Below are 23,365 nucleotides of genomic sequence, written 5' to 3' on the forward strand. Positions count from 1 at the left end.
GGAGGAATCACAATGGCAGCATCATTCTCGGCAGCTACCCGTAACGAACGGTTGCAGCAGATGGCAAAACAGACTTTCGACCTGATCGTCATCGGGGGAGGTATTACCGGCGCCGGCATTGCGCTGGATGCCCAAACCCGCGGCATGACTACGGCATTGTTCGAAATGCAGGATTTTGCGTCAGGAACTTCAAGCCGCTCCACGAAGCTTGTTCACGGCGGTCTGAGATATTTGAAGCAGCTGGAAGTGCGCGTCGTTGCGGAGGTCGGCAAGGAGAGAGCCATCGTGTACGAGAACGGGCCTCATGTCACTACACCGATCCGCATGCTGCTGCCGATTTATAAAGGCGGAACTTTCGGCCGGTTCAGCACGTCGATCGGGCTGGCGGTATACGACTTTTTGGCCGGGGTGAAAAAAGAAGAGCGGCGTAAAATGCTGAGCCCTGAGCAGACACTTGATCAAGAACCGCTGTTAAAAAGAGAGGGTCTTCTGGCAAGCGGCAACTACGTTGAATACCGTACGGACGATGCCCGCCTCACTGTTGAAGTGATGAAGAAGGCGGCCGAGCACGGCGTCGCCGCAGTGAATTACGCCCAAGTAACAGGGTTCATCTATGAACACGGGCGGATCGCCGGAGTGACCGTAGAGGAACGGATGAGCGGTGAAGTATATCAAATTCATGCGGCGACAGTTGTGAATGCGGCCGGCCCCTGGGTGGATACGTTGAGAGAAAAAGACGAGTCCAAGCACGGCAAGACGCTGCATCTTACGAAAGGCGTGCATCTTGTTTTTGACGGCGAGCGTTTCCCTTTGAGGCAGGCTGTCTATTTCGATACGCCGGACCGTCGGATGGTATTCGCCATTCCCCGAGACGGGAAAACCTACGTCGGAACGACCGATACCAATTACAACGGCGACAAAGCGAATCCCCGCATGACGGAAGAAGACCGGCGGTACCTGCTCGACGCGGTCAATCCGCTTTTTCCCGAGCTCAAGCTTACTGCCGAGGACGTAGAATCCAGCTGGGCCGGCCTGCGTCCTCTCATACATGAAGAAGGCAAAGATCCTTCGGAAATATCCCGCAAGGATGAAATCTTCCGTTCGGATGCCGGTCTCATCTCAATCGCAGGAGGAAAGCTCACGGGCTATCGGAAAATGGCGGAGACCGTTGTCGATCGCGTGGCGGAGGAGCTTGCAAAACAAGGCACACGGTTCGGCGGCTCCATTACCCGCAGCTTGCCGATATCGGGTGGAGAAGTGAACGGATCCGCTGCATACCCGGCTTTTGTAAGAGAATGTACAGCTCAGGGCGTTCGCGCCGGACTAAATGAAGCGGCGGCTGCCCGGCTCGCTCATCGTTATGGAACGAATGCGGGGAAGATTCTCGAACGGGTAACGCGTAATACGGATGAAGCAGAATCGTACGGAATGCCTGTTGAACTTTACGCGGAGCTTCTGTATGCAATGGATGAGGAAATGGCGGCGACACCGGCGGACTTTTTCATTCGGCGCACGGGAGCGCTATTCTTTGACATACAGAAGGTAAGCAGATGGCGGGAGGCGGTCATTCGCGTTATGTCCGACAAACTGAATTGGACGAATGAGATGCGCGAAAGATTTGAGGAGGATCTGCTAGTGGAAATCAATGCGGCGACGACAGCCCTTAGATGAATGAGATGAAGTCAGACAAATTTCGACACATTTCTTGACTTACTAGTTGTTATCTATTAAAATTACATTCATTGCTTTGTTTCATAATGATTTTCATATCATCATATACAACTTCTTATCAAGAGAGGCGGAGGGATAACGGCCCTATGATGCCCGGCAACCGATCCACGCAAGTGTGGAGTTCGGTGCCAATTCCGCCGGACGCAAGGTCCGGAAGATGAGAGGGTCATGAGCGAACGACAGGCCTCTGTACCCTTTGGTATGGAGGTTTTTTATATACCGAAAAAAGGAGGGGTAAGGAATGATCAAGCTGTCCGGCATTCGTAAGGACTATCAAGCAGGCCGAGGTACGATAACGGCGCTTGATACGCTCAATCTGGAGGTCGGCAGAGGAGAAATTTTCGGAGTGATCGGTCATTCCGGAGCGGGAAAGAGCACATTGATCCGGACGATCAATCTGCTGGAGCGGCCTACGGACGGTACAGTCCACATTGACGGCATCGAGCTTACTGCGCTGAACGGCCGGCGGCTCCAGCAAGAGCGCAGCAACATCGGAATGATCTTTCAGCATTTTAATTTGCTTTCCTCGGCCACTGTGGCGGAGAACATTGCGTTTCCTCTAAGTCTTTCCAAGGCTCCCCGGGCAGAGATAGAGCGGCGGGTACGAGAGCTCGTCGGACTCGTCGGCCTCGAGGGGCAAGAAAATAAATATCCCGCTCAATTGTCGGGCGGTCAGAAGCAGCGTGTCGGCATTGCGCGGGCGCTCGCCACGAATCCGAAAGTACTGCTCTGCGACGAAGCGACATCCGCGCTCGATCCGCAAACGACGAAATCGATTCTGTCGCTGCTGCTCGAAATCAACCGCGAGCTTGGCATCACAATCGTACTGATTACGCATGAGATGGCGGTTATCCGGTCAATCTGCGACCGGGTTGCGGTATTGGACGGCGGCCGGATCGTCGAATCGGGAGCCGTTGCGGATGTTTTTCTGAAGCCGCAGCACCCGACAACGAGGGAATTTGTTGCGCAGACGGAGGACGCTGCTGACGCAAGGCTTATCGATACCGACGATTCTAAGCCGCGTGACAGGACGAGAATCCGTGTTACCTTCGTAGGGGAGCAAACCTATGAGCCCGTCTTATATGAAACGATGCGAGACACGGGTGTCCCTTTCATCATTTTGCAGGGCACTGTGTCTCGCCTCAAGGAGACGCCTTACGGTCAGCTGGTTCTGGAACTCAAGGGATCGGGTGAGGAAACCGAAAGAGCAGTGCTCGCTCTGCGGAACCGTGGGCTTGATGTGGAGGTGATGGATCATGCTTGATTGGCTGGCTGACGTCGATTGGAGCGACATCTGGCAGAATACGCTGGACACATTGACGATGCTCGGCGGGTCCACCCTTTTCACATTGATTCTCGGTCTGCCGATCGGCATTCTGCTCTACATGACAAGGCGAGGTCAGCTGCTGGAGCAGCCGGTCGTATATTGGGTGCTTTCGGTGGTCGTCAACGTGCTGCGTTCGGTGCCATTCATCATTCTTATGATTCTCGTCATCCCGGTAACGAAGTTTCTAGTCGGTACTTCGCTTGGTGTTCGCGGCACGATTCCGCCCCTCGTCATTGGTGCAGCGCCGTTCTTCGCGCGGCTGGTCGAGACGTCGCTGCGCGAAGTCGACCGGGGTGTGGTGGAGGCCGCCCAGTCGATGGGCGCGTCCAAATGGCAGATCATCCGGCGGGTATTGCTTCCGGAAGCGCGTCCCGGCCTGATCGCCGGCATTACGATCACGGCGGTTACGCTCGTCGGCTACACCGCAATGTCGGGCGCCATTGGGGGCGGAGGTCTTGGCGATCTGGCCATTCGCTACGGCTATTATCGGTTCGAGACGACCGTCATGATCATTACGGTCATCATCCTGCTGATCCTGGTGCAGATCCTGCAAATGATCGGCGACCGGCTGGTCCGGCATTATTCTCGCAAATAGAGAGAACCAACACATTATTAGATAAGAAAAGGGAGAGAACCACTCATGAAAAAAATACTGTTTCTTTCGTTGACCATTGTGCTTGCATTTACGCTGTCCGCCTGCGGACAGAAGCCGGAGAATACGAGTCCCGATTCAGCGAGTGCTTCCGCTTCTAATGAAGCGGGCAGCACCGCGTCGTCCGAACCCGTAACGCTGAAAGTCGGCGCGACCGCTGTACCGCAGGCTGAAATTCTGGAGCATATCGTCCCTGCGCTGAAAGCTGAAGGGGTTAACCTTGAAATCAAGGAATTCACGGATTATGTCCAGCCAAACGTACAAGTGTATGAAAAGCAACTGGATGCCAACTTTTTTCAGCATATTCCGTACATGGAACAATTCAACAAGGATAGGAACATGGATCTCGTAAAGGTGACGGGCGTTCATATCGAGCCGTTCGGCGCATACTCCAGCAAGATCAAGAAGACGGATGAGCTGAAGGACGGCGCATCGGTGGCTATTCCGAACGACCCGTCCAACGGCGGCCGCGCGCTGGCGTTGCTGGAGAAGAACGGCTTGATCAAGTTGAAAGCCGGCGTCGGCATCTCCGGTACGGTGAAGGACATCACAGAGAATCCGAAAAACCTGAAGCTGAAGGAATTGGAAGCCGCCATGCTGCCGCGTGCGCTGGACGAGGTGGACCTTGCGCTGATTAATACGAACTACGCAATCGAAGCAGGCCTAAATCCGATGAAAGATGCGCTGTTCATTGAGGACAAAGAATCGCCTTACGTGAATATCCTCACCGCGCGTCCGGACAACGCCCAGTCCGATGCCATGCAGAAGCTCGCAAAGGCGCTGAACTCCGAAGACGTGAAGCAGTTCATCAATGATAAGTACAAAGGCGCCGTCGTACCGGCGTTCTAAGTTGAGATAACGCACGAATTGCCCTATGCCCGTTGGCATAGGGCTTTCTCATGGAGAAAGCCGATTGTCCCAATGATTTCATGGCTTTTAGATGAACAGTGTGAGCTATGCTCACATATGAATAAAAAATACCTGACATAACTATTGACGCTCGAAAAGTGGAGTTTTATAATTACTTTCATAAGTAAGGTGAAAACTTGAACGAAATGATGTTTTCACGCGCTTAATGTTCGGAAATGGGGAGGAAATACCAAGATGTCTGCTCAAAAAGTATTGAATTTGATTCAAGAACACAACATTGAGTTCGTTGACTTCCGTTTTGTCGACCTTGCCGGTCGTGCTCACCACATCACGCTGCCGGCCACAGAAGTTGACGCAGATACATTCGTAAATGGCGTTGCGTTCGACGGCTCTTCCATCGTGGGCTTCCGGGGCATTGAGGAATCCGACATGGTCATGATGCCGGATGCGGAAACGGCATACGTTGATCCTTTTACTGCACATGCGACATTGATCGTAATGTCCAATATCCATACACCGGACGGCGACCGCTATGAGCGGGATCCTCGTTCGATCGCACACAAAGCCGAAGAATACTTGCAGAAATCCGGTGTCGGCACGGACGCTTTCTTTGCACCGGAATCCGAGTTTTTCATTTTCGACGACGTTCGATATGAGTCCACTATGAATTCCTCTTCGTTCTTCGTAGACTCTGAGGAAGCCTCTTGGAACACGAACCGCAAAGAAGAAGGCGGAAACCTCGGCTTCAAAATCCGTACCAAAGGCGGTTATGTACCGGTTGCGCCGGTCGATGCCCAGCAGGACATCCGCAGCGAGATGGTTCGCCTGATGCAAGAAACCGGCCTGCGCGTCGAGCGTCACCACCACGAAGTGGCGACAGCCGGCCAAGCGGAAATCAACTTCCGTTTCGACACGCTGACTAAAACAGCCGATAACTTGATGAAATACAAATACATCATCCACAACGTAGCCCGCCAATACGGCAAAGTCGCAACGTTCATGCCTAAACCGCTTTTCGGCGATAACGGCAGCGGGATGCACGTGCATACGTCCATCTTCAACGGCGATACTCCTTTGTTCTATGAAAAAGGCGCCTATGCGAACCTTAGCCAAATGGCTCTGAACTTCATCGGCGGCATTCTGTACCATGCACCTGCTTTGATCGCGATCACGAACCCATCGACGAACTCGTTCAAACGTCTCGTTCCGGGTTACGAAGCGCCGGTGAACCTGGTGTATTCCAAAGGTAACCGTTCGGCAGCTGTCCGTATTCCGGTTGCGGCTGTAACGCCAAAAGGCTGCCGCGTCGAGTTCCGCACGCCGGACTCCACGGCTAACCCGTACCTTGCTTTCGCAGCGATGCTTATGGCTGGTCTGGACGGAATCAAGCGCAAGCTGGATCCCGAAGCTCTGGGTTACGGTCCGTTCGATAAGAACATTTATGAGCTTTCCGATGACGAGAAGAAAGAAATCCGCAGCGTTCCAGGCACATTGGACGAAGCGCTCGACGCTCTCGAAGCGGATTCCGACTTCCTCACCGAAGGCGGCGTATTCACGAAGGAATTCATCGACAACTATGTCGGTGTGAAGCGTGCTGAGGCCAAAGCGGTCGCGATCCGCATTCATCCTCACGAGTACGGTCTGTACTTCGACTGCTAATATGAGATTCAACAATCAAGATAAAAGCTCCCATCGCGGGAGCTTTTGTTTTTTTATATATTTGGAGGCATCGACATCTTATAGTCTTGCACCACAGACGGCGGCGTGTCATGAATATAAGGCGGTGCAGGCGGAAGAGATTGCTGCTCTCCCATGGCCTGCGGGTTGGTGACATACTGAAAGACTCCCTTGCCGTCGCATGAAGGTCCACGGGCCCACCGTCCTTGTGCGCTTTGCTCGCCTCTCGAAAAGTTGAAAAACACATAAGAAAACTCTCTTCGCTCCCTTTCCTGCGGGAACGTACCCGGCGCAACAAATCCTTCATTCTCTTCAAGCTCGGAAAGTGCGGCCGCCCATTGATTCTGATGCATCGTATCTCGGGCAATCAGAAATGCCAGCGTGTCGCGAACCCCGCGATCGGTAGTCGATTCATACACTCTCGCGGCCTCCACTCTGCCTCCGGACTCTTTTGCCAGATTGTCCCGAAAGTCAGCTAATAAATTGCCTGTAGCCGTTACATAACGTCCGTTCCAAGGGTACCCTTCAGCGTCGGACGGCAGTGCTCCCAATCCGGAATAGATTGCATGCATCGGACTCATACCGGCCAGAATGGCGCCTACCATAGGATTCTGTGCGGCAATCGCATCTTGATCCTGCCAAGGCGCATTATCGAGCAGCCTCGCAATGAGTGTCGACACGATTTCCACATGGGCGAGTTCTTCAGTGCCTGTATCCAGCAGCAAATCCTTATACTTGCTGTTCGCGTCGCCGCGAAGATTCCATCCCTGCAATAAATATTGGATCGCCACCGTCATTTCACCGAACTTACCCGCCAGAATTTCCTGCAGCCGCTTGGCAAGGAGAGGGTCGGGGCGTTCAGGCCTCGCTTGGTATTGCAGCTCTTTGATATGGTAAAACAAACTCCTCCACCCCTTTCATGCTATGGACTCAAACCGATGAGGCTTTGATTAAGCATTTTATACCGATGTGCGGGAATAGGTGTTTGTACGCGGTAAGCTATTGATGGTCGGCGAGAGTGGAACTTTGCGTGAAAAGGGTTCGGATAGAGCCGGAAACCGTTGGGCTGTCGTCGGGGGGGCTTAATTTCCTGGTTGGACGAGCATCCCAAGCAGGCTAGAAGTAAAATAAACGGAGAAAGCCGGCTTCGAGCTGCGCCGGGACACGCCGATGGGACCGGACGGCAGATGGCTCGAGGTGGCACCGCCCAATGCGCAATCCTGCCTCGTGATTTATCCGAAGTCGATGATGGCCGGCTGGGAGGAAATGAAGGCGGGGATCGTATTCTTATGTGACGATATCAACGGCACGTTCGAACGGATGAAAGCGGCGGGCGTGAAGTTTTTGGAGGAGCCGAACCCGATGCCTTGGGGCACCTATGCGCGGTTCGAGGATGAGGACGGCAACGAATTTCTTTTGAAAGGTTAGAATGGCGGGCAGCGCAATCTCCGTGTTGATACGGGGGATGCCTTTTTATTGCGTGATGGATGGAGAGATCGTCAGTGACGAGAAAATAAACTGGAAATCCTCCAGCTAATTGTTTCCCCAGGATTGTTCGCAGAAAATGAGCTAAAAAGCGCCATCTTATCGCGGCCAAAAGTACTGCAAAGTCGATCAGAGCTGAATTAGCTGGAGACTTTCCATATAAAGTGCCAAAACGGCGTCAAAAGCTGAAATTAACCACAGGATTTCCTTTTAATCGAGGCGCCCAACCCCAGTGCACTCTGGCATACGTTCTGCGACTCAGCGGCTGAAGGGGAACTCGCCGATCGACTCATAGCTGGGGCGGCGGCCTAAGTGGGTGCGGAGCAGCGTGACCTGGTCCGCTGTCCATACGGCGGGCGGAGCCAATTCCGGCTGCGCAGCGCCCGCTGACGGCGTGTCGCACGCAGCGCCGCGCCACGCTGCCTCCAGCGCCGCCGGGCTGAAGCCGGCGGCGCCGCCGCGCGCAAGCGTCACGTGCGCGCGAAAGGGCCTCGCCTCCGTCGCGAAGCCGGAGGCGCTGAGACGCGCGCCCAGCGCCGCGTGCAGCGCGGCCAGCGCGCCCCCTGGTTCGGCCAGCTCCGCCAGGCCGGACCACAGCACGCGCGGCGCCGACCGCGGGCCGAAGGTGCCCGCCTCGGTCAGCGCAAGCGCGAACGGCGCGAACTCCGCGGCGGCTTCGGCCGCGGCAGCGCTTAGCGCATCCACCCGCGCCACAGGCGTGTCGCCTAGGAAATGCAGGGTCACGTGCAAGTCCGCCGGATGTACCCAGCTGCGAAAGCTGACAGCTTCGGACAAAGCCTGCATTTTGCAGGAAAGATATTCTGTTGCGGCTTCCGATAACCTCAATCCTAGAAAAAGACGAAAATTTTCCATTCTTGACACCGCTTTCGTTCGGAATTTATGTAGAAGTGTGCCGAAACCAGTTCATTTTAGGTTGCTCCATACACATGGCTTTGCTATGATAAGCCTATTATTATTTTACACGAGGGTGGGAATAAGATGGCCAACCGTGCTTATAATTTCAACGCCGGCCCGGCGGCTCTGCCCCTGGAGGTGCTCGAGCGGGCGCAGAAGCAGTTCGTCGAATTCGAGAACAGCGGCATGTCCTTGATGGAGATGTCCCATCGGGGCGCTGTCTATGAGAAAGTTCATTTTGAGGCGGTTGCGCTTCTCCGCGAATTGATGGGTATTCCGCACAATTACAAGGTGTTGTTCATCCAGGGCGGGGCGAGCACGCAGTTTGCCATGGTTCCCATGAATTTGATCAAATCGGGCAAGGCGCCGGCGTATATCGCAACGGGCAGCTGGGCGACGAAAGCGATTCAGGAAGCGAAAATGTTCGGCGATATTACCATTGCAGCTTCCACAGAAGCCGATCAATACAGACGCGTTCCTGCGATCAACGAATTGCAATACAGCGAGGATACATCCTATCTCCATCTTACATCCAATGAAACGATCGAGGGAACGCAATGGCGGGAATATCCCGACACGGGCTCGGTGCCGTTAATCGGAGACTTGTCCAGCGATATTCTGTGCCGTCCTATTGACGTTTCCCAATTCGCCGTCATTTATGCCGGCGCGCAAAAAAATCTCGGCCCTTCCGGTGTTACCATCGTCATCATTCGCGAGGATTTGATCGGACAGCCCGATCTTCCCGTTCCGACCATGCTGCGGTACAGCACGCATGCGAAAGCCGACTCGTTATACAATACTCCGCCGACCTTTGCGGTTTATATGATGAATGAGACGCTGAAATGGTTAAAAGAACAAGGCGGCGCTGCGGCGATGGAACAACGGAATCGTGAAAAAGCGCGGCTGTTGTACGAAGTGATCGACGGAAGCAGCGGTTTTTACCGCGGGTTCGCTGAACCGGGCAGCCGCTCCATCATGAACGTGACATTCCGCCTCGGCTCCGAGGAACTGGATAAGAAGTTCGTCAAGGAATCGGAAGCTGAAGGCTTTGTCGGCCTGAAAGGCCACCGCAGCGTAGGCGGCATGCGGGCATCCATTTACAATGCGGTGCCTGTGGAAAGTGTCCGTGCGCTCGTCAATTTTATGAAGGATTTCCAAAGCCGGAACGGCTAAATCGGACTTACCGGGAGATAACGGTACTGTGTACCGTTATTTTTTCTGGCCGGAGGGGCAATCAATAAATATCGGGATACGGCTCTGCACATCCCGCGTTTGTTTCGAACGAAAGGAGGGTAACTGAATCATGTCTTTTCATATCGTGCTCGTGGAACCGGAAATCCCGGCCAATACGGGCAATATCGCCCGCACTTGCGCAGCTACCGGCACACATTTGCATCTGGTTCGGCCGCTTGGTTTCGACACGGATGACCGTACATTAAAAAGAGCGGGCTTGGACTACTGGTATGCGGTTAATATTACTTATTACGATCCTTCGAAGAGGTGCGAAAGGCCAATCCAGAAGGGCGCTTTTTCTTTGCGAGCACAAAGGTGAGCAAACGGTACAGCGATTTCCAATTTCGGGATGGCGATTTCTTTGTATTCGGGAAGGAGACCGCGGGTCTTCCGAAAGCGCTGCTGGACGCCAATGCGGAGACGGGGATCCGAATCCCGATGACGGATAAAGTGCGCTCTCTGAATCTGGCCAATTCCGCTGCTATTGTCATTTACGAGGCGCTTCGGCAAAATGATTTTCCTGTTTCTTAACACGATGGGGGATCAACATGTTAATCGTTCGACAAATTCCTCGTTTTTCCGAGGTTTTTTGTCGAAACATTGTATAATTTTAAGCAAATCTTGTATTTAGAAGGAAATAGAGTCGCAATATCGAACGCTATAGGTTGGCTAAAAGGTTTCAGTATTACTAGCTAGAATAGTGTATGAATGGAGGAACTGCATTGAAACCTGCAGGCGTGGTTCGTAAAGTCGATCAATTAGGGCGCATAGTATTGCCCAAATCGTTGCGTAAAAGATATCAAATGAATGAAGGCGATCCGGTGGAGATTCTGGTCCAGGGCGATCATATCATTCTGGAGCGTTATCGGCCCCGCTGCGTGTTTTGTTCTTCGATGGAAGGCGTCGGAGAATTCAAGGAACGTTATGTATGCGAATCCTGCCTGAAGGATATGCAAGGGCTGTAATAACAGCCTGCAATAATGAGACCGTCCCGGTGGGTAACGGGTTCTGTTAGGAAAAATGGCGTCCAAATTGGCCGCCATTTTTTGTATAGTCGAAGGACTTTATCAATTTTATGGTAAAATTATGTTCATTAGATGCAGGAAAGTGGGGAAGTGGATGCGAAAAAAAGCTGGTTGGACTGCTTGGCATACTCTTCCTTCTTTCCAGTTGCAGCCTAAATAACACCGAGATGCAAGAAGAAATCCTATATCATTATACGGGTGAGTTCATCGGATTAGTGGATCAAAGGAAGGAGCCCGTGAACGAGGAGTACGGAATAGCGTATACATTGAACATGGATAAATTTTATGTGACCGAGCCTGTTTTCGAAAAATATAACGCAACTTATCCTAAAGACTTTCAGGGATTTCGACATATTGATTTTACGGAGCGCACGAAGGTTTATATTCGAAAGGGAAATACAAAAACTCTTATTTCACCTTTAAAATTGAACGAATTTGCGAAGCCTCTCCCGCGTAATCCAAACACCAAATATCAAGAGTTGGAAGTCTGGATCAAGCCTTATAAGAAAATGGATTCAGCTATTGAAGCTGTTGAAGTGGTTGTACTGCAAGATTAATCATGCCGTCCCGAAAACGACAACATCGCCTATGGCCATTCCAATAGAAAAAAAGCCGGATTCTCCGTCCTGTCAGAACGGGAGAATCCGGCTTTTCTTGTGTGGTTCATTAAAGGCCTTTGGTCTTGTCTTCGTTATAAGAGGATGTCAAAATTGCGGTCAGGAACAAAACCATGACAATCATAACAATCCAAAACTTATTGGACATCCCGAGGAATCCCAGATGTTCCGCCGCTTTCGCTGCTGTTTCCGCAAGAAACATGTCCCACACCTCCACTTAGCTCCTCTTATTATACCTAACGCCGGTAAAAAAAGAAAACGCAAATTGTTGTGAACTTCCCCTGCGTTTTTCTCGACCTGACTTCAGTCCCCCCGGCATACAATGGTAACAAACATGAGATAGTCAGGGGGAGGATCGCCTTGAGCCCGATCATCAACTGGATGGGCGGCTGGCCGAAAGAAGGGCTGGTGTCTGGAGCGGATTGGGAAGAACGGTTGACTGTTGCGGCTAAGGAAGCAGTGGAGTCAGCCGTCAATCGTGCTCCCGAACGTCTCCGCCTGCAAGCGGAACAAAGGCTGCGTGCGCAATTGGCGGCCGGATTGTTGAAGCATAAAACAGGAGGAGACGAACAGCTGTTAATGTTAACATCCGGCGCAGATGCCGGTTTGGCATGGCTGCTGGAGAAGCTTCTTACACCCGGTGACGTCATATTAACGGAGCATCTGACCTCGAGAGCTGCGCTTCACGCTTTTCGCAAGGCAGACATGCAGGTGAAGGCGGTACAGGGCGACGAGGAGGGCATGCATCCGGATGCTCTGTCAGCAGCTATACACCGGGAGCGCCCGAGAATGGTCTATATATCAGCTGCATGCACCGATCCTGAGGGCCGCAGTTGGAGCCCCGAGCGCAAGAAAAAAGCGGCGCAAGCCTGCAGGGAATCCGGTGTATTGCTCGTGACGGACGACAGGCAGGAAATGCTTCTATACGACAATGATGGATGCCTGGAGAAGCCGGAGCCCGGCAGCCTTTCAATCGGGCAGCTCCCGCCCGGACTCATCGCAGGCTTCCGGTTCGGCTGGATTGCCGGTTCTTCCATCGACATTATGCCTGCCGCCGGTAAAGCAAACTTCCCGGTGGAGCATTTGGCATTGTCGCGGCTGCTGGACACGCAGCCGTTAGAACCGCTCATCGAGATGCTTCGGGTACAGTGTGCGGAGAGGCTGAGACAGATGACCGAACAATTGAGGCGCTGCGGTCAGCCGGATTTGATGTGGACTTCGCCGAAGGGCGGATTGCATCTATGGCTGCATCTTCCCTCTGGCTTGGACGGAGAGTCTCTGCTGCGGGCGGCCTGGTTAAAAGGGTTGATATTCCAGCCGGGAGCGCCGTTCTATGCGGCGAACCCGCATAAAAACACGCTCCGGCTGACTCACGCTTTTGCCGATGAACGGCAAATTAAGCTTGGCGTCACACGGCTCAGCGAGAGCATAGAAGAATTTACGGGGCGCTGGTCCCGGAGCTAGCGGTCTTCACCCACCGCGAACAAATTGCCGCCCCGGACTTCAATGGTACGCTGCATAAGCCGTTCATCCGTAACGTTCGTACAATTGCCGGTCTCGCCGTCAAAAGTCCACCAATGCAGCGGACAAAGGAACATATTCTCAACGGGGCGGATTTCTCCCCCTGCATGGGGACAGATCGCCATAAGCAGCCGATATTCCCCTTCCTTCGTATGGACAAGCCAGTATGGCGTTTCGTCCAGCGTTATTTGCGCAGGGTATTCCTTGAAGGAGTCAATCGGCCCTAATTCGATTTCTTTCATTTCGTCTGCTCTCCTCCTGAGCGCTGAGCAGCATGCTGCCACTCCGCAGCCCATGGGAATTTCGCCGCCCAAACGGCGGTTACTTCGCTGAATTCCAGAAGCGCTTCCGCACCTTCGGGCGTAAGCTCATATAAGCCTGTGCCGATACGCTTAAACCAGCCGTAATAGTTAATGCGCAGGAGCGCTGCCGGATTCGGACAGCCTGTCCATTCCCTGACCATCCGCGGAGCGGAGGGGCCGTGGCAAGCGAGCGCCAAGGCGCACTGTATGGCCTTTTCGCGGTAGCCGGTGACCAGCTTAGTCTTCGTGCTGCCGCCTAAGTTGTAATCGCCGCTTCGGGCATTGAACTCCTGCTGTAATCGCGCCGCTCTCTTTTTCTGCCGCGGCCCTCTTGCGGCCGAAGCCGCTATGTAAGGTTCCGGAGACTCTGCAGCTTTGCCGCTCACAGCCGCGGACGAGCTTGGGAGGGTGCCTTGCGGCTCGCACCATACGTCTACAACCGCAGGCTTCGTTTGGTAGAACGTGACGGTAAGAAACCCCAAATTTAAACGGCGGCACAGCGCGGTGAGCTCGTTAAACCGCTGATTATGCGCGCCGCGCTTGGCGCGGTTCCGTTCGACGGCCAGCCACACGGATGCTCCGGTTTTCTGGCGGTCTACGCCCTGGAGCAGCAGCGGCAAAGTAAAGATTTTTTTGATTTCCACAATAACCGGCAGGACTTCGTCCGCCCGGTAGGCGACAAGGTCGCATCCGCGAATTTCGGCCTTCACCTCATATCCGCGTCCGGTAAAAAAGGCTTTCAGCGGCGGGTAAAGTTCAGTTTCTAGTTTGACAGCCACCGGATTCTCCCCCATCTGACGTAAAGCTGACGCTATCGACATTATAGCATGCACGGCGAGTTTTCAACCGTGATATTGGGCAACTTCGCTTATCCCTGCGCATAGTTATGTAGTACGTTCCTATGATGGCTAGAGAAAGAGGGCGAGGAGGAAACGGCATGGATATCTTCAAACGGATCGCGGATTATCGGGCCGAGAGTGAGAAGCTGAACTGGTCGGGGACGTTCGGTGAATATATTGATTTGCTTCGTGGTAACAATACTCCAGCGATGACGGCGCATGCCCGGGTTTACGACATGATCGTTTCTCAAGGTGTGGAGGAGAAGGGCGGCAATAAAAAATATACGTTTTTCAATTCTGAAATTTTCGGGCTCGACCGTACGATGGAGAAGCTGGTGGAGGAATATTTTCATTCTGCCGCGCGGCGGCTCGATGTGCGCAAAAGAATCTTGCTCCTGATGGGTCCGGTGAGCGGCGGTAAATCGACGATCGTGACGCTTCTGAAGAAGGGATTGGAGCAATACTCCCGTACCGACAGAGGAGCCATTTACGCGATCAAAGGCTGCCCGATGCATGAGGAGCCGCTCCATCTTATCCCGAACGAGCTTCGCGTTGAGGTTGAGCAGGAGCTGGGGGTGCGGATCGAGGGAAATCTCTGTCCTTCATGCCAAATGAGACTAAGAACGGAATTCGACGGCGACATCGAAAAGGTTCCGGTGGAGAGGGTGCTCATATCGGAGGAAAACCGGATCGGGATCGGCACGTTCAGCCCTTCGGATCCGAAATCCCAGGACATCGCCGATTTGACGGGGAGCATCGACTTTTCCACGATAACGGAATTCGGTTCGGAATCGGATCCGAGAGCTTACCGCTTTGACGGCGAACTGAATAAAGCCAACCGGGGACTAATGGAATTCCAGGAAATGCTCAAATGCGACGAGAAGTTTCTATGGAATCTGCTTTCCCTCACGCAGGAGGGCAACTTCAAAGCAGGACGCTTTGCTCTTATAAGCGCCGACGAGCTCATCGTCGCCCATACGAACGAATCGGAGTACAAAGCGTTCATTGCGAACAAGAAAAACGAAGCGCTGCAATCGCGTATGATCGTCATGCCGATCCCCTATAACCTGAAGGTAACGGAAGAAGAGAAGATTTACGTGAAGCTGATCGGGCAGTCCGATATGAGCCACGTTCATATTGCCCCTCATGCTTTGCGCGCCGCCGCCATTTTCTCCATCCTCACCAGATTGAAGGAATCGAAGAAGCAGGGCATGGATCTCGTCAAAAAAATGCGAATGTACGACGGGGAAGAGGTAGAAGGCTACAAGGAAGCGGATTTGAAGGAAATGCAGAACGAGTATGTGGAAGAAGGCATGTCGGGCATCGACCCGAGGTATGTCATCAACCGGATTTCCAGCGCGCTGATCAAGCATGATTTGCCGTGTATCAACGCTCTAGATGTGCTCCGTGCGATGAAGGACGGCCTCGACCAGCATCCCTCGATTACCAGGGAAGAGCGCGAAAGATATTTGAACTTCATATCCGTTGCCCGCAAGGAATACGATAATCTCGCCAAGAAAGAAGTGCAGAAGGCGTTCGTTTATTCTTTTGAAGAGTCCGCCCGCACATTGTTCGAGAATTACCTGGACAATATCGAAGCCTATTGCAACTGGGCTAAGATCAAGGATCCGCTGACAGGCGAAGAAATGGATCCCGATGAGCGGTTAATGCGGTCGATCGAGGAGCAGATCGGAATCTCGGAAAATGCGAAGAAAGCGTTCCGGGAGGAGATTCTCATCCGTATATCCGCGTATTCGCGCAAAGGCAAAAAATTCGACTACAGCACGCACGAGCGCCTGCGCGAAGCCATAGAGAAAAAGCTGTTTACCGATTTGAAAGATATCGTGAAGATCACAACATCGACCAAAACGCCGGATGAGAATCAGTTAAAGCGCATCAACGAGGTCACGAAGCGCTTGATCGACGAGCACGGTTATTGCCCGGTTTGCGCCAACGAGCTGATGCGGTATGTGGGAAGCTTGCTAAACCGGTAAACTTAAGCCTCCTCGCCACCCTGCACCTGGGTCTCCCAAGTGTATAGGGTGTTTTTTTATTTACGCGACGCGGGGAGCACACCGGTTCCCGAAGAGGCAGATTGATGCGGAACGAGGTTGTTCCGTCGTCCGAACTCTCCACGGCGATCTCTCCGCGGTAATGCCGGATCCGCTCCATGACGATAGCCAGTCCTAGACCGGAATGTCCTTCACCTTTGGTGGAATAACCGGAAATGAAAATCTTTTCTTTTTCCTTGTCATCCAGCCCCCGCCCTTCATTGACAACTTCTAGCAGTATGCTGTTATCTTGCAGCTGCATGGACGCGTGCACCTTTCTCTGATCGGGAGGAAGGAGAAGCGCCTCGTCAAAAGCGTTATCGACGAGATTTCCCATAATTTTCACGATATCGATAATACGGACGGAGGATTGCTGCACGTTCCAGTTATCCGGGAGTTCATAAGTAAAAACGATTCCTTTGCCGAGCGCGACGGTCAGCTTCGCTTGAACGAACGCAGCCAAGGCAGGCGACGAATGATGCACAATTTCGCTCACGTCCCGGGTTTCTTTTACCAGCTCGCCGACATAAGACTTCAACTGTTCCGTTTTGCCCATCTGGGCCATCGTGTGAATAACCTGCACATGGTTGAGAAAATCATGGCGCTGTCCGCGGATTGAAGTAAACATGTCGTTGATATCGTCCACGTACACCTCTTGGGTAGCGAGCACCGCCTGCTCCCGGGTGCGAATCAGCAGCCTAAGGGTGAGGGCCAAGGCATACAAGCTTACGATTATTATCATGAATATAACGATAGAGACGATAAGCGGCTTATGTTGATCGCTGCTGTACTGGATAATAATCAACCCGGCAAGCAGCACAAATTGCGAAATCATGAGCACAATGACTTTGGTCAGGGCACTTCGTTCGCCTTCCATCACTAAAACGAACAGCTGCTTCGCGGAAAAAACGTTGCGTTTCCGTATGAACCATGAAGCGGCCAATATGATCAGCAGTTGAGGGTACAAGACGCCGAGGGCCTCATAGAGATGCTCGCCGATGAGACTCTCCCGATTCTGAACCCCCAGTATAAATATGGCAAAAGCAAGACTGATCAGATCCATGACCATAGCGAACACATTGCTGAAAACATACATATATAATTTTTGCTTCGTATTTAGATCTTTAAACAGAATAAAAAACAACGCAAGCAGCGCAGTGTGAATTAATCAGGTGCAGATAGGAAGGAAGAAACAGCATTAAGAGATCGGTATAGATGGCGTGCGCAAATGTAAATACGGCAAGCTGAGCGTATAGACGCTTAGGTTGCCGTTGAAGAAAGGAAAAGACAAACAGCAGATAGATATACGTTTGCGGGAGAGATACCAGGATATGCAGTTTCAGAATGTCCGGCAAAGTATCCAATGCTGAAACCTCTTTTGGATGAAGTGGTATAAATGAACTTTATAATCGTTATTTGATACCATTAATTATAGTCGGGTTGAGCAATTATATATAGCATTAAATTTTTTGATGCGTTTTCTGAGAATAATGATAAAATATTTGTATAATTCACCAGTGTCGTCGTCACAGAGGAGAACACCTTCAGATGAGCTTATTCCAATTTATTTTCTTTTCTTCTCTAGAATACTTTGGTTCCTTTCTGTTTGTTCTGGTACAATTTCGTTTCTCCTTAAGGGAAAACATCTCCAAAATCATCCTGATTTCAATATTACTTTCATTTGTTTCTTATTCATTCATCAATAATGACCTGGGTGCGATCTCTCCTCTCATTCAAAACTTAATATTTTTGATTTATATCCAGGTCGCACTGAAAGTAAGCGTGACGAATTCCATCATCATGGTTCTTACAGGATACATCGCGTTCGGATTGGTACAGACCTGCATCATTGCGGCGGCCTCACATGTCGGTTTGATTGTACTGGAGACATTGGAAGCTGCGACTTCCACTGCGTATATCCTCCAGACATGTTCCTTTATCATGATATCGATCCTAAGCTTTTTGACTTATTTCTTCAAAGGGGGCTTCAGCTTTATCGAGGCCCGCAGCCGGTTTTCCAAGAACTCGCTGACCGGCAAAAACAAAGGGTTTATCGTTTACATCCTGATTGCGTTCGTCGTCACTCTGTTTTCCAATCTAACACTGCTGAAAAGCGACAACCCGCCATATTTGCTGATCGCATCCGTTCTTATGCTGACTCTCGTTATACACGTTTATATGACATTGAGAAGGGATGAAACGAATGATTGAAGCGCTCGCCACACGCATTGCCGTGAAGCTGAAAGAAGCGAATCCGAAGGATACGGCCAGCGTGGAGGTTATGAGATATGCTCTCATCGGAATCTTACATAATGCCATCACCTTCTCGGCGGCATTTCTAATCGGATTGTTACTCGGCAAGCTCTTAGCGACATTCCTGGCAGCCGTCAGCTTTATGGCTTTACGTTTCGTTTCAGGCGGATACCACTTCAAAACTCCGTTATCATGCTTTATTTTTTCAACGATTATTTTCATTGCCATCCCTTTTATTCCACTTCAATCCGACTCTTACTGGATCGTTAACACCATCAGCTTGGCGTTGACGGCCATTTTCGCACCTTCGAACATTAAAGAACATATTCAAGTTTCGGAAAAGTATTTTCCCTTGTTTAAACTGATCTCCGTTGTCATCGTAGTGATAAACTACTTCTGGCTAAATCCCGTAATCACTTTGGCATTATTTGCACAGTCTGTCACTCTCATCTATATTAAAAGAAAGGAGGTGGGCACCAATGAAAACGAGTAAAGCAGCTGCTATTGTTTCAAAGTTATTGGCGTTATGCGCAGTCGTGTTTGTCAGCACAGCATCTTATTGGGTCCTTTATCGTCCTGAAACTCCAAGTGAATTGAAGAAACAAGCGTAATTCACAGCTTCGCAAGGAGGGGATGAAAACATGTCGGAACAAATTCGTTTGCTCGATCGTGACGGGAATTCATGCATAGTGAATTTGAATGATCTGATCGCGATTAAGCCGACAAGCGATGGTCCGGAGTTCCATACGAAGGACTGCATGTATTTCTACCCCACAACGCTGGACGAGCTCCTTATCGTTTTTAAGGATCTCGGATTCGAACGGTTGGACCGTACTAATCTAGTGAACATGAATCACGTTCAGGCTTATGATCCTAAAGCTCGCAAGGTTTATTTCGAGAATCCTTGGAGCAAAGACAGCCAGTTTGCCACCGTTTCTGAAGCCAACAAGAGCAAGGTAGAGCATTTGGCCAAAGAGGACAAGCCGCAGTATAACACGTTTCCCAAACCGTCTTTGTTGTGGAAGAAGTGAACAGCTCAGCTTACAAGGGATCATCTGCCAAGCCGCCGAGGCTTGGTTTTTATTTTTCACACATTGACACTTCTATGTCCGCTGCGGGAGAATGGGAGAATCCTACTTAGCGAAGGGCGATTCTTCAACATGACAATACTTAAAAATTGGTATGCTATTCTTCTTTTAGCTCTGCCCTCGCTATTCGCATTCGCGACGCAAACGGTGACGGGTAACATTAACCTGATTCTGGTGGGCGACCTCGGGCCTACGGCCATTGTTGTGGTGGGTGTTTCTAATATCATTATGTATAACGTTTTCGCCGCATTTTCCGGAGTCGGCCACTCGGTGAATTACCTGGTCGCCCAAAATTACGGTGGGAACGACATGCGCAAAGGCATGCAGAGAACGTATCTTGCCCTCGTGGTGAGCGTTGGAGTTGCTCTGTTCATCGCCTTGGCCGGATGGCTGGCTAGCGGCGCGATCTTACGCGTCACAGGGGCAAGCGGCAACGTGCTTGCGGCGGGCGATGCGTATTTGGAAATGCGTTTTTACGCGATGTCGTTCAGCATGATCAATTTCGCTTTTCATGGTTTTTTCCGCGGGGTCGGAGATACGCGAATTTCCATGATCATATCCATCATCAACAATGTGCTGATCGTGGCCTTGACTTATGCGCTCACTTACGGGCACTGGGGGCTTCCGGACTTAGGGCTCATCGGCGCCGGCTGGGCCATCCTGATCGGAGAAGCGGCAGGTCTTCTGCTGTGTGCCGTCGTGTTCTGGGGGCTGATGCATCGTCGATTCGGAACGAGGAACATTCCGGCAATGAACTGGAAAGAGCTGGGCCTGATCGGGAAAGAGAGCGGGAAGCTGGGCTTGCAGGAATTCTCAATGAGCGTATCTATGTACATTTTTACGATATTCGTGTTTACGCTTGGCGAATTCGCGGTGGCGGCGAATGAGGTGGCCCTCAGCGTCATGTCATTCGGATTCATGCCGGCGTTCGCGTTCGGAGCGACGGCGACAATTATCGTGGGACAGGAAATCGGACACAAAAGGCCTGATCTCGCTCGAAGAGCGGGAACGGATGTGGCGATTCTGGGCGCAATATTCCTCATTGTCCTGGGTACGATTGAATTGGTCTGGGCGGAGCCGATCGCAAGGTTATACAGTGACGATCCGGCGGTATATGAACTTGCAGCTTTCCTCATCCAGGTATCCGCGTATCTGCAAATCTTTGACGGTTTCTATAATATCTACGCCGGAGGACTTAGGGGGATAGGCGATACGACGTTCCTTATGCGCGCTTCCCTTGTACTCAGCTGGTGCGTGTTCGTGCCTTCAAGCTATCTGTTCGTTATCGTGCTCGATTGGGGCAGTCTTGGCGCATGGCTGTCGTTATATTCATTCCTTGTTGTGTTAGGCTTGTCCGTCATGTTCCGCTACTATCGCACGGACTTCAACGCCGTTCGGGTGAAGGAAGCGGGGGTCTGAATGGTGCAAAAAAACGACCTGTCCGTAAGTACGGGCAGGTCGTTGGCGGATATACACATTATGCGACTTTGTCGACCTTAATCGTATCGTCTTGAACGTCGATCCGGATTCGTTCCACATGCTCCAAATCCAGAATAAGATCTGTGATTCCATCCTCGATATATTGCTGGATCACACGGCGGAGCGGCCTTGCTCCGAATGTCGGATGATATCCGAGCTCGGAAAGCTTTTTCTTTGCTTCGTCCGTTACGATCAGTGTAATGCCTTGTTCGTGCAAATTACTTTCGACTTCCATCAGCATTTTGTCCACGATATTAATGAGATGGTTTTCTCCCAGTGAATCGAATGGAATGATGGCATCGAAACGGTTAAGAAACTCCGGCCGAAAGTAGGAACCGAGCGAATCCATAATGGAGCTTGCTTTAGACCCTTCGGCGGAAAAGCCTACGGTAATTTTCTTTTCCGCGGTGCCGGCGTTCGAAGTCATAATGATGACGGTGTCTTTGAAGCTCACCGTACGTCCCTGACTGTCGGTAAGGCGTCCGTCGTCGAGCACCTGCAGGAACATATTCTGGACATCGGGATGAGCTTTCTCGATTTCATCCAGCAAGATGATGCTGTAAGGATTGCGGCGAACGCGTTCGGTCAATTGCCCTGCCTCGTCATGACCGACATATCCCGGAGGAGAGCCGATCAATTTGGACACGGAGTGACGTTCCATATATTCGCTCATATCCAAACGCACCATCGCTTCGCTGTTCCCGAACAGTTCCTCCGCCAGTGATTTGGACAATTCGGTTTTCCCGACACCGGTAGGTCCGAGGAACAGGAGGAAGCGATCGGTTTATTTTTCTGCTGCAGACCTGCGCGGCTGCGGCGGATCGCTTTCGCCACTTTCTCGACGGCCTCCGATTGACCGATAACCTTCGCGGCAAGCTGTTCGGCCAGGTTTTTCATTTTGGCCTGCTCGTCTTGCTGCAGTTTACCGACAGGAATGCCTGTCTTCCGCTCGATGATCTCTTGAATGTGCTGAACCCGAACTTCAACAGGATTCACCCCCGCATTCCCGTCCAGCTGTTTAAGCAGTTCGTTCTCTTCATCGCGTAGCTGCGCTGCGCGTTCATAATTTTCTTCGCGGGTAGCGAGCTCTTTGTCCGCTTTAATTTTTTCCAGACGTGCGCGAAGCTCTCCGCCGTTTCCTTCGGATGCCCGGAGATTGAGTTTCGCGCCGGCTTCGTCTAGAAGGTCGATCGCTTTATCGGGCAGGAAACGATCCTGGATATAACGATGGGACAGCTGCACGCAGGCCCGGATCGTTTCGTCAGGGTATTGCACCTGGTGAAACTCTTCATATTTAGCCCGAAGCCCTTTCAATATTTCAACGGCCTCTGCCACTGTAGGCTCTTCGACAGTGACCGGCTGCAGCCTGCGTTCCAACGCGGCGTCTTTTTCAATTTTACGATATTCCTTCAGCGTGGTGGCGCCGACTACCTGAATTTCGCCGCGAGCAAGAGCGGGCTTCAGGATATTACCGGCATCCATGGATCCCTCAGCGGAACCTGCACCGACCAGCAAGTGGATTTCATCGATGAACAAAATCACGTTTTTGCGCTGCTGCAATTCGGCGATCAACTGCTTCATTTTTTCCTCGAATTGACCGCGAATGCCGGTGCCCGCGACCAGAGAAGCGACATCGAGGGAATACACCTCTTTATTCAGAAGCTTGGAAGGAACTTTACCCTCCGTGATTCGCAGTGCCAAGCCTTCCGCGATCGCGGTCTTGCCGACGCCGGGTTCCCCGATCAGCACAGGGTTGTTCTTGTTGCGCCGGTTCAGAATCTCGATGACACGCTCGATTTCTTGTTCCCGGCCGATTACCGCATCAATCATACCTGCTTTGGCCGCATCGTTCAGATTCCGGCCCAACTGATCCAGGATACCGCCTCTTTTACCCGCCGCTTCGGCGGAAGCTTGCGGTGCCTGCTGTTCCGACGGCTGCATGAATCCTTTAAAGAAGTCTTCAAAGGACGGCATGTTGGAATGAGAACCGATTGCCGCTGGGAACGGTGCGCCGCTCCGCATCTTTGCATAACAATCTTTGCACAAGTAAAGTTTTTCGGATTTCTGATTGACTTGCAGATTAAGCCAAATGGCGGCCTCTTGAATATTACATTTTTGACAATGCATAGCGTCTTACCCCTCTCCGTTAAAATGACTGACAGTGCTGCGTGTATATAAACGAAGGCTGCATGTGATCTCTACAAATACATTTGTTCATTTTGACTTTGACTAACTTTGACTTTTATTATAGTAAATTTTAATGAATTGTGCAAGAGCATGCACGGCGGCACGCTTTACTG

Annotated in this window: 21 protein-coding genes, 3 pseudogenes and 1 riboswitch; of the genes and pseudogenes, 17 read left to right on the top strand and 7 right to left on the bottom strand. The window is 51.6% G+C overall.

Annotated elements, in window-relative coordinates; translation table 11 throughout:
* Positions 1-12: 12 nt before the first annotated feature.
* The 5 genes from SD71_RS11815 to glnA all read left to right on the top strand — a co-directional run bounded on the left by SD71_RS11815 (position 13) and on the right by glnA (position 6,239).
* Positions 13-1,671: a glycerol-3-phosphate dehydrogenase/oxidase gene (locus tag SD71_RS11815; RefSeq protein WP_041062975.1), complete on the top strand. Its 1,659-nt coding sequence runs from the start codon at positions 13-15 to the stop codon at positions 1,669-1,671.
* Between the two features lie 112 nt (positions 1,672-1,783).
* Positions 1,784-1,895, top strand: a riboswitch (SAM riboswitch).
* 77 nt (positions 1,896-1,972) lie between these two features.
* Positions 1,973-2,995 carry a methionine ABC transporter ATP-binding protein gene (locus tag SD71_RS11820; protein WP_041062978.1) on the top strand — a complete coding sequence of 341 codons (1,023 nt, stop codon included), beginning with the start codon at positions 1,973-1,975 and terminating at the stop codon, positions 2,993-2,995.
* Positions 2,988-3,653: a methionine ABC transporter permease gene (locus SD71_RS11825; protein ID WP_041062981.1), complete on the top strand. Its 666-nt coding sequence runs from the start codon at positions 2,988-2,990 to the stop codon at positions 3,651-3,653. Before SD71_RS11820 ends, SD71_RS11825 begins: the two co-directional genes overlap by 8 nt.
* A gap of 45 nt (positions 3,654-3,698) precedes the next feature.
* The gene (locus SD71_RS11830) at positions 3,699-4,559 is read left to right on the top strand and encodes a MetQ/NlpA family ABC transporter substrate-binding protein (protein ID WP_041062983.1); all 861 of its coding nucleotides are present in this window, start codon (positions 3,699-3,701) and stop codon (positions 4,557-4,559) included.
* A gap of 255 nt (positions 4,560-4,814) precedes the next feature.
* On the top strand, positions 4,815-6,239 hold the full coding sequence (gene glnA / locus SD71_RS11835; RefSeq protein WP_041062986.1) for a type I glutamate--ammonia ligase: 1,425 nt from the start codon (positions 4,815-4,817) through the stop codon (positions 6,237-6,239).
* A 53-nt stretch (positions 6,240-6,292) separates the two neighbouring features.
* Here the strand turns inward: glnA and SD71_RS11840 are convergent, their stop codons facing one another.
* Positions 6,293-7,159: a manganese catalase family protein gene (locus tag SD71_RS11840; RefSeq protein WP_041062989.1), complete on the bottom strand. Its 867-nt coding sequence runs from the start codon at positions 7,157-7,159 to the stop codon at positions 6,293-6,295.
* 232 nt (positions 7,160-7,391) lie between these two features.
* Here SD71_RS11840 and SD71_RS11845 point away from each other — a divergent pair.
* Positions 7,392-7,685, top strand: a pseudogene (locus tag SD71_RS11845) (VOC family protein); the annotation flags it as partial.
* A 315-nt stretch (positions 7,686-8,000) separates the two neighbouring features.
* Here the strand turns inward: SD71_RS11845 and thpR are convergent.
* Complete coding sequence (gene thpR, locus SD71_RS11850; protein WP_041062992.1) at positions 8,001-8,615, bottom strand: RNA 2',3'-cyclic phosphodiesterase; 615 nt, start codon at positions 8,613-8,615, stop codon at positions 8,001-8,003.
* Between the two features lie 126 nt (positions 8,616-8,741).
* Between thpR and serC the strand changes: the two genes are divergently transcribed.
* The 4 genes and pseudogenes from serC to SD71_RS11870 all read left to right on the top strand — a co-directional run bounded on the left by serC (position 8,742) and on the right by SD71_RS11870 (position 11,472).
* Entirely contained in the window at positions 8,742-9,830 is a 1,089-nt protein-coding gene (gene serC, locus SD71_RS11855; RefSeq protein WP_041062995.1) for a 3-phosphoserine/phosphohydroxythreonine transaminase, read from the top strand.
* A gap of 130 nt (positions 9,831-9,960) precedes the next feature.
* Positions 9,961-10,421: pseudogene (trmL, locus tag SD71_RS11860) on the top strand (tRNA (uridine(34)/cytosine(34)/5-carboxymethylaminomethyluridine(34)-2'-O)-methyltransferase TrmL).
* Positions 10,422-10,612: 191 nt separating this feature from the next.
* The gene (locus SD71_RS11865) at positions 10,613-10,855 is read left to right on the top strand and encodes an AbrB/MazE/SpoVT family DNA-binding domain-containing protein (protein WP_041062998.1); all 243 of its coding nucleotides are present in this window, start codon (positions 10,613-10,615) and stop codon (positions 10,853-10,855) included.
* A 110-nt stretch (positions 10,856-10,965) separates the two neighbouring features.
* Positions 10,966-11,472 (top strand): hypothetical protein, encoded by a 507-nt coding sequence (locus tag SD71_RS11870; protein WP_041063001.1) that lies wholly within the window; start codon positions 10,966-10,968, stop codon positions 11,470-11,472.
* Between the two features lie 109 nt (positions 11,473-11,581).
* Here SD71_RS11870 and SD71_RS24210 read toward each other — a convergent pair whose 3' ends face one another.
* A complete protein-coding gene (locus SD71_RS24210) occupies positions 11,582-11,734 on the bottom strand; it encodes a hypothetical protein (protein WP_165418312.1) in 153 nt (50 codons plus the stop codon).
* A 158-nt stretch (positions 11,735-11,892) separates the two neighbouring features.
* On the opposite strand from SD71_RS24210, the gene SD71_RS22235 reads away from it, so the two are divergent.
* Positions 11,893-12,996, top strand: a complete 1,104-nt coding sequence (locus tag SD71_RS22235; protein WP_052476188.1) for an aminotransferase class I/II-fold pyridoxal phosphate-dependent enzyme — start codon at positions 11,893-11,895, stop codon at positions 12,994-12,996.
* Here SD71_RS22235 and SD71_RS11880 read toward each other — a convergent pair.
* Both SD71_RS11880 and SD71_RS11885 read right to left on the bottom strand, forming a co-directional pair.
* The gene (locus SD71_RS11880) at positions 12,993-13,295 is read right to left on the bottom strand and encodes a Rieske (2Fe-2S) protein (protein WP_041063007.1); all 303 of its coding nucleotides are present in this window, start codon (positions 13,293-13,295) and stop codon (positions 12,993-12,995) included. The two genes, SD71_RS22235 and SD71_RS11880, sit on opposite strands and share 4 nt — an antisense overlap.
* Positions 13,292-14,134 (bottom strand): DUF2161 domain-containing phosphodiesterase, encoded by an 843-nt coding sequence (locus SD71_RS11885; RefSeq protein WP_082034199.1) that lies wholly within the window; start codon positions 14,132-14,134, stop codon positions 13,292-13,294. Before SD71_RS11885 ends, SD71_RS11880 begins: the two co-directional genes overlap by 4 nt.
* Before the next feature lie 158 nt (positions 14,135-14,292).
* Here SD71_RS11885 and SD71_RS11890 point away from each other — a divergent pair, with 158 nt between their 5' ends.
* Positions 14,293-16,188 carry a PrkA family serine protein kinase gene (locus SD71_RS11890; RefSeq protein ID WP_041063009.1) on the top strand — a complete coding sequence of 632 codons (1,896 nt, stop codon included), beginning with the start codon at positions 14,293-14,295 and terminating at the stop codon, positions 16,186-16,188.
* Here the strand turns inward: SD71_RS11890 and SD71_RS11895 are convergent.
* A complete protein-coding gene (locus SD71_RS11895) occupies positions 16,100-17,341 on the bottom strand; it encodes a sensor histidine kinase (RefSeq protein WP_041063011.1) in 1,242 nt (413 codons plus the stop codon). The two genes, SD71_RS11890 and SD71_RS11895, sit on opposite strands and share 89 nt — an antisense overlap.
* A gap of 452 nt (positions 17,342-17,793) precedes the next feature.
* Here SD71_RS11895 and SD71_RS11905 point away from each other — a divergent pair, with 452 nt between their 5' ends.
* The 5 genes from SD71_RS11905 (at position 17,794) to SD71_RS11920 (ending at position 21,005) form a co-directional block, all read left to right on the top strand.
* Positions 17,794-18,456 carry a hypothetical protein gene (locus SD71_RS11905; protein WP_041063015.1) on the top strand — a complete coding sequence of 221 codons (663 nt, stop codon included), beginning with the start codon at positions 17,794-17,796 and terminating at the stop codon, positions 18,454-18,456.
* On the top strand, positions 18,440-18,991 hold the full coding sequence (locus tag SD71_RS11910) for an accessory gene regulator ArgB-like protein (RefSeq protein ID WP_082034200.1): 552 nt from the start codon (positions 18,440-18,442) through the stop codon (positions 18,989-18,991). The genes SD71_RS11905 and SD71_RS11910 overlap by 17 nt, the downstream gene beginning before the upstream one ends.
* The gene (locus SD71_RS23065) at positions 18,978-19,109 is read left to right on the top strand and encodes a cyclic lactone autoinducer peptide (protein WP_082034201.1); all 132 of its coding nucleotides are present in this window, start codon (positions 18,978-18,980) and stop codon (positions 19,107-19,109) included. Before SD71_RS11910 ends, SD71_RS23065 begins: the two co-directional genes overlap by 14 nt.
* A 30-nt stretch (positions 19,110-19,139) precedes the next feature.
* Positions 19,140-19,529 (top strand): LytTR family transcriptional regulator DNA-binding domain-containing protein, encoded by a 390-nt coding sequence (locus SD71_RS11915; RefSeq protein WP_052476189.1) that lies wholly within the window; start codon positions 19,140-19,142, stop codon positions 19,527-19,529.
* Positions 19,530-19,658: 129 nt separating this feature from the next.
* Entirely contained in the window at positions 19,659-21,005 is a 1,347-nt protein-coding gene (locus SD71_RS11920) for an MATE family efflux transporter (protein ID WP_041063019.1), read from the top strand.
* Positions 21,006-21,063: 58 nt separating this feature from the next.
* Here the strand turns inward: SD71_RS11920 and SD71_RS11925 are convergent.
* A pseudogene (locus tag SD71_RS11925) lies at positions 21,064-23,192 on the bottom strand (ATP-dependent Clp protease ATP-binding subunit).
* Positions 23,193-23,365 lie beyond the last annotated feature (173 nt).

It is taken from the genome of Cohnella kolymensis (assembly GCF_000829465.1).
GTDB classification, from domain to species: Bacteria; Bacillota; Bacilli; order Paenibacillales; family Paenibacillaceae; genus Cohnella; species Cohnella kolymensis.

Bases quoted from the DNA above. Each gene is read 5' to 3' on its own strand.
- SD71_RS11915 (WP_052476189.1), top strand. From the start codon at position 19,140: ATGTCGGAACAAATTCGTTTGCTCGATCGTGACGGGAATTCATGCATA.
- SD71_RS11920 (WP_041063019.1), top strand. From the start codon at position 19,659: ATGACAATACTTAAAAATTGGTATGCTATTCTTCTTTTAGCTCTGCCC.
- SD71_RS11815 (WP_041062975.1), top strand. From the start codon at position 13: ATGGCAGCATCATTCTCGGCAGCTACCCGTAACGAACGGTTGCAGCAG.
- SD71_RS11895 (WP_041063011.1), bottom strand. From the start codon at position 17,341: ATGTATGTTTTCAGCAATGTGTTCGCTATGGTCATGGATCTGATCAGT.
- serC (WP_041062995.1), top strand. From the start codon at position 8,742: ATGGCCAACCGTGCTTATAATTTCAACGCCGGCCCGGCGGCTCTGCCC.
- SD71_RS11870 (WP_041063001.1), top strand. From the start codon at position 10,966: ATGGTAAAATTATGTTCATTAGATGCAGGAAAGTGGGGAAGTGGATGC.
- SD71_RS11825 (WP_041062981.1), top strand. From the start codon at position 2,988: ATGCTTGATTGGCTGGCTGACGTCGATTGGAGCGACATCTGGCAGAAT.
- SD71_RS11830 (WP_041062983.1), top strand. From the start codon at position 3,699: ATGAAAAAAATACTGTTTCTTTCGTTGACCATTGTGCTTGCATTTACG.
- SD71_RS11905 (WP_041063015.1), top strand. From the start codon at position 17,794: ATGAGCTTATTCCAATTTATTTTCTTTTCTTCTCTAGAATACTTTGGT.
- glnA (WP_041062986.1), top strand. From the start codon at position 4,815: ATGTCTGCTCAAAAAGTATTGAATTTGATTCAAGAACACAACATTGAG.
- thpR (WP_041062992.1), bottom strand. From the start codon at position 8,615: ATGGAAAATTTTCGTCTTTTTCTAGGATTGAGGTTATCGGAAGCCGCA.
- SD71_RS11910 (WP_082034200.1), top strand. From the start codon at position 18,440: ATGAAACGAATGATTGAAGCGCTCGCCACACGCATTGCCGTGAAGCTG.
- SD71_RS24210 (WP_165418312.1), bottom strand. From the start codon at position 11,734: ATGTTTCTTGCGGAAACAGCAGCGAAAGCGGCGGAACATCTGGGATTC.
- SD71_RS11890 (WP_041063009.1), top strand. From the start codon at position 14,293: ATGGATATCTTCAAACGGATCGCGGATTATCGGGCCGAGAGTGAGAAG.
- SD71_RS11880 (WP_041063007.1), bottom strand. From the start codon at position 13,295: ATGAAAGAAATCGAATTAGGGCCGATTGACTCCTTCAAGGAATACCCT.
- SD71_RS23065 (WP_082034201.1), top strand. From the start codon at position 18,978: ATGAAAACGAGTAAAGCAGCTGCTATTGTTTCAAAGTTATTGGCGTTA.
- SD71_RS11820 (WP_041062978.1), top strand. From the start codon at position 1,973: ATGATCAAGCTGTCCGGCATTCGTAAGGACTATCAAGCAGGCCGAGGT.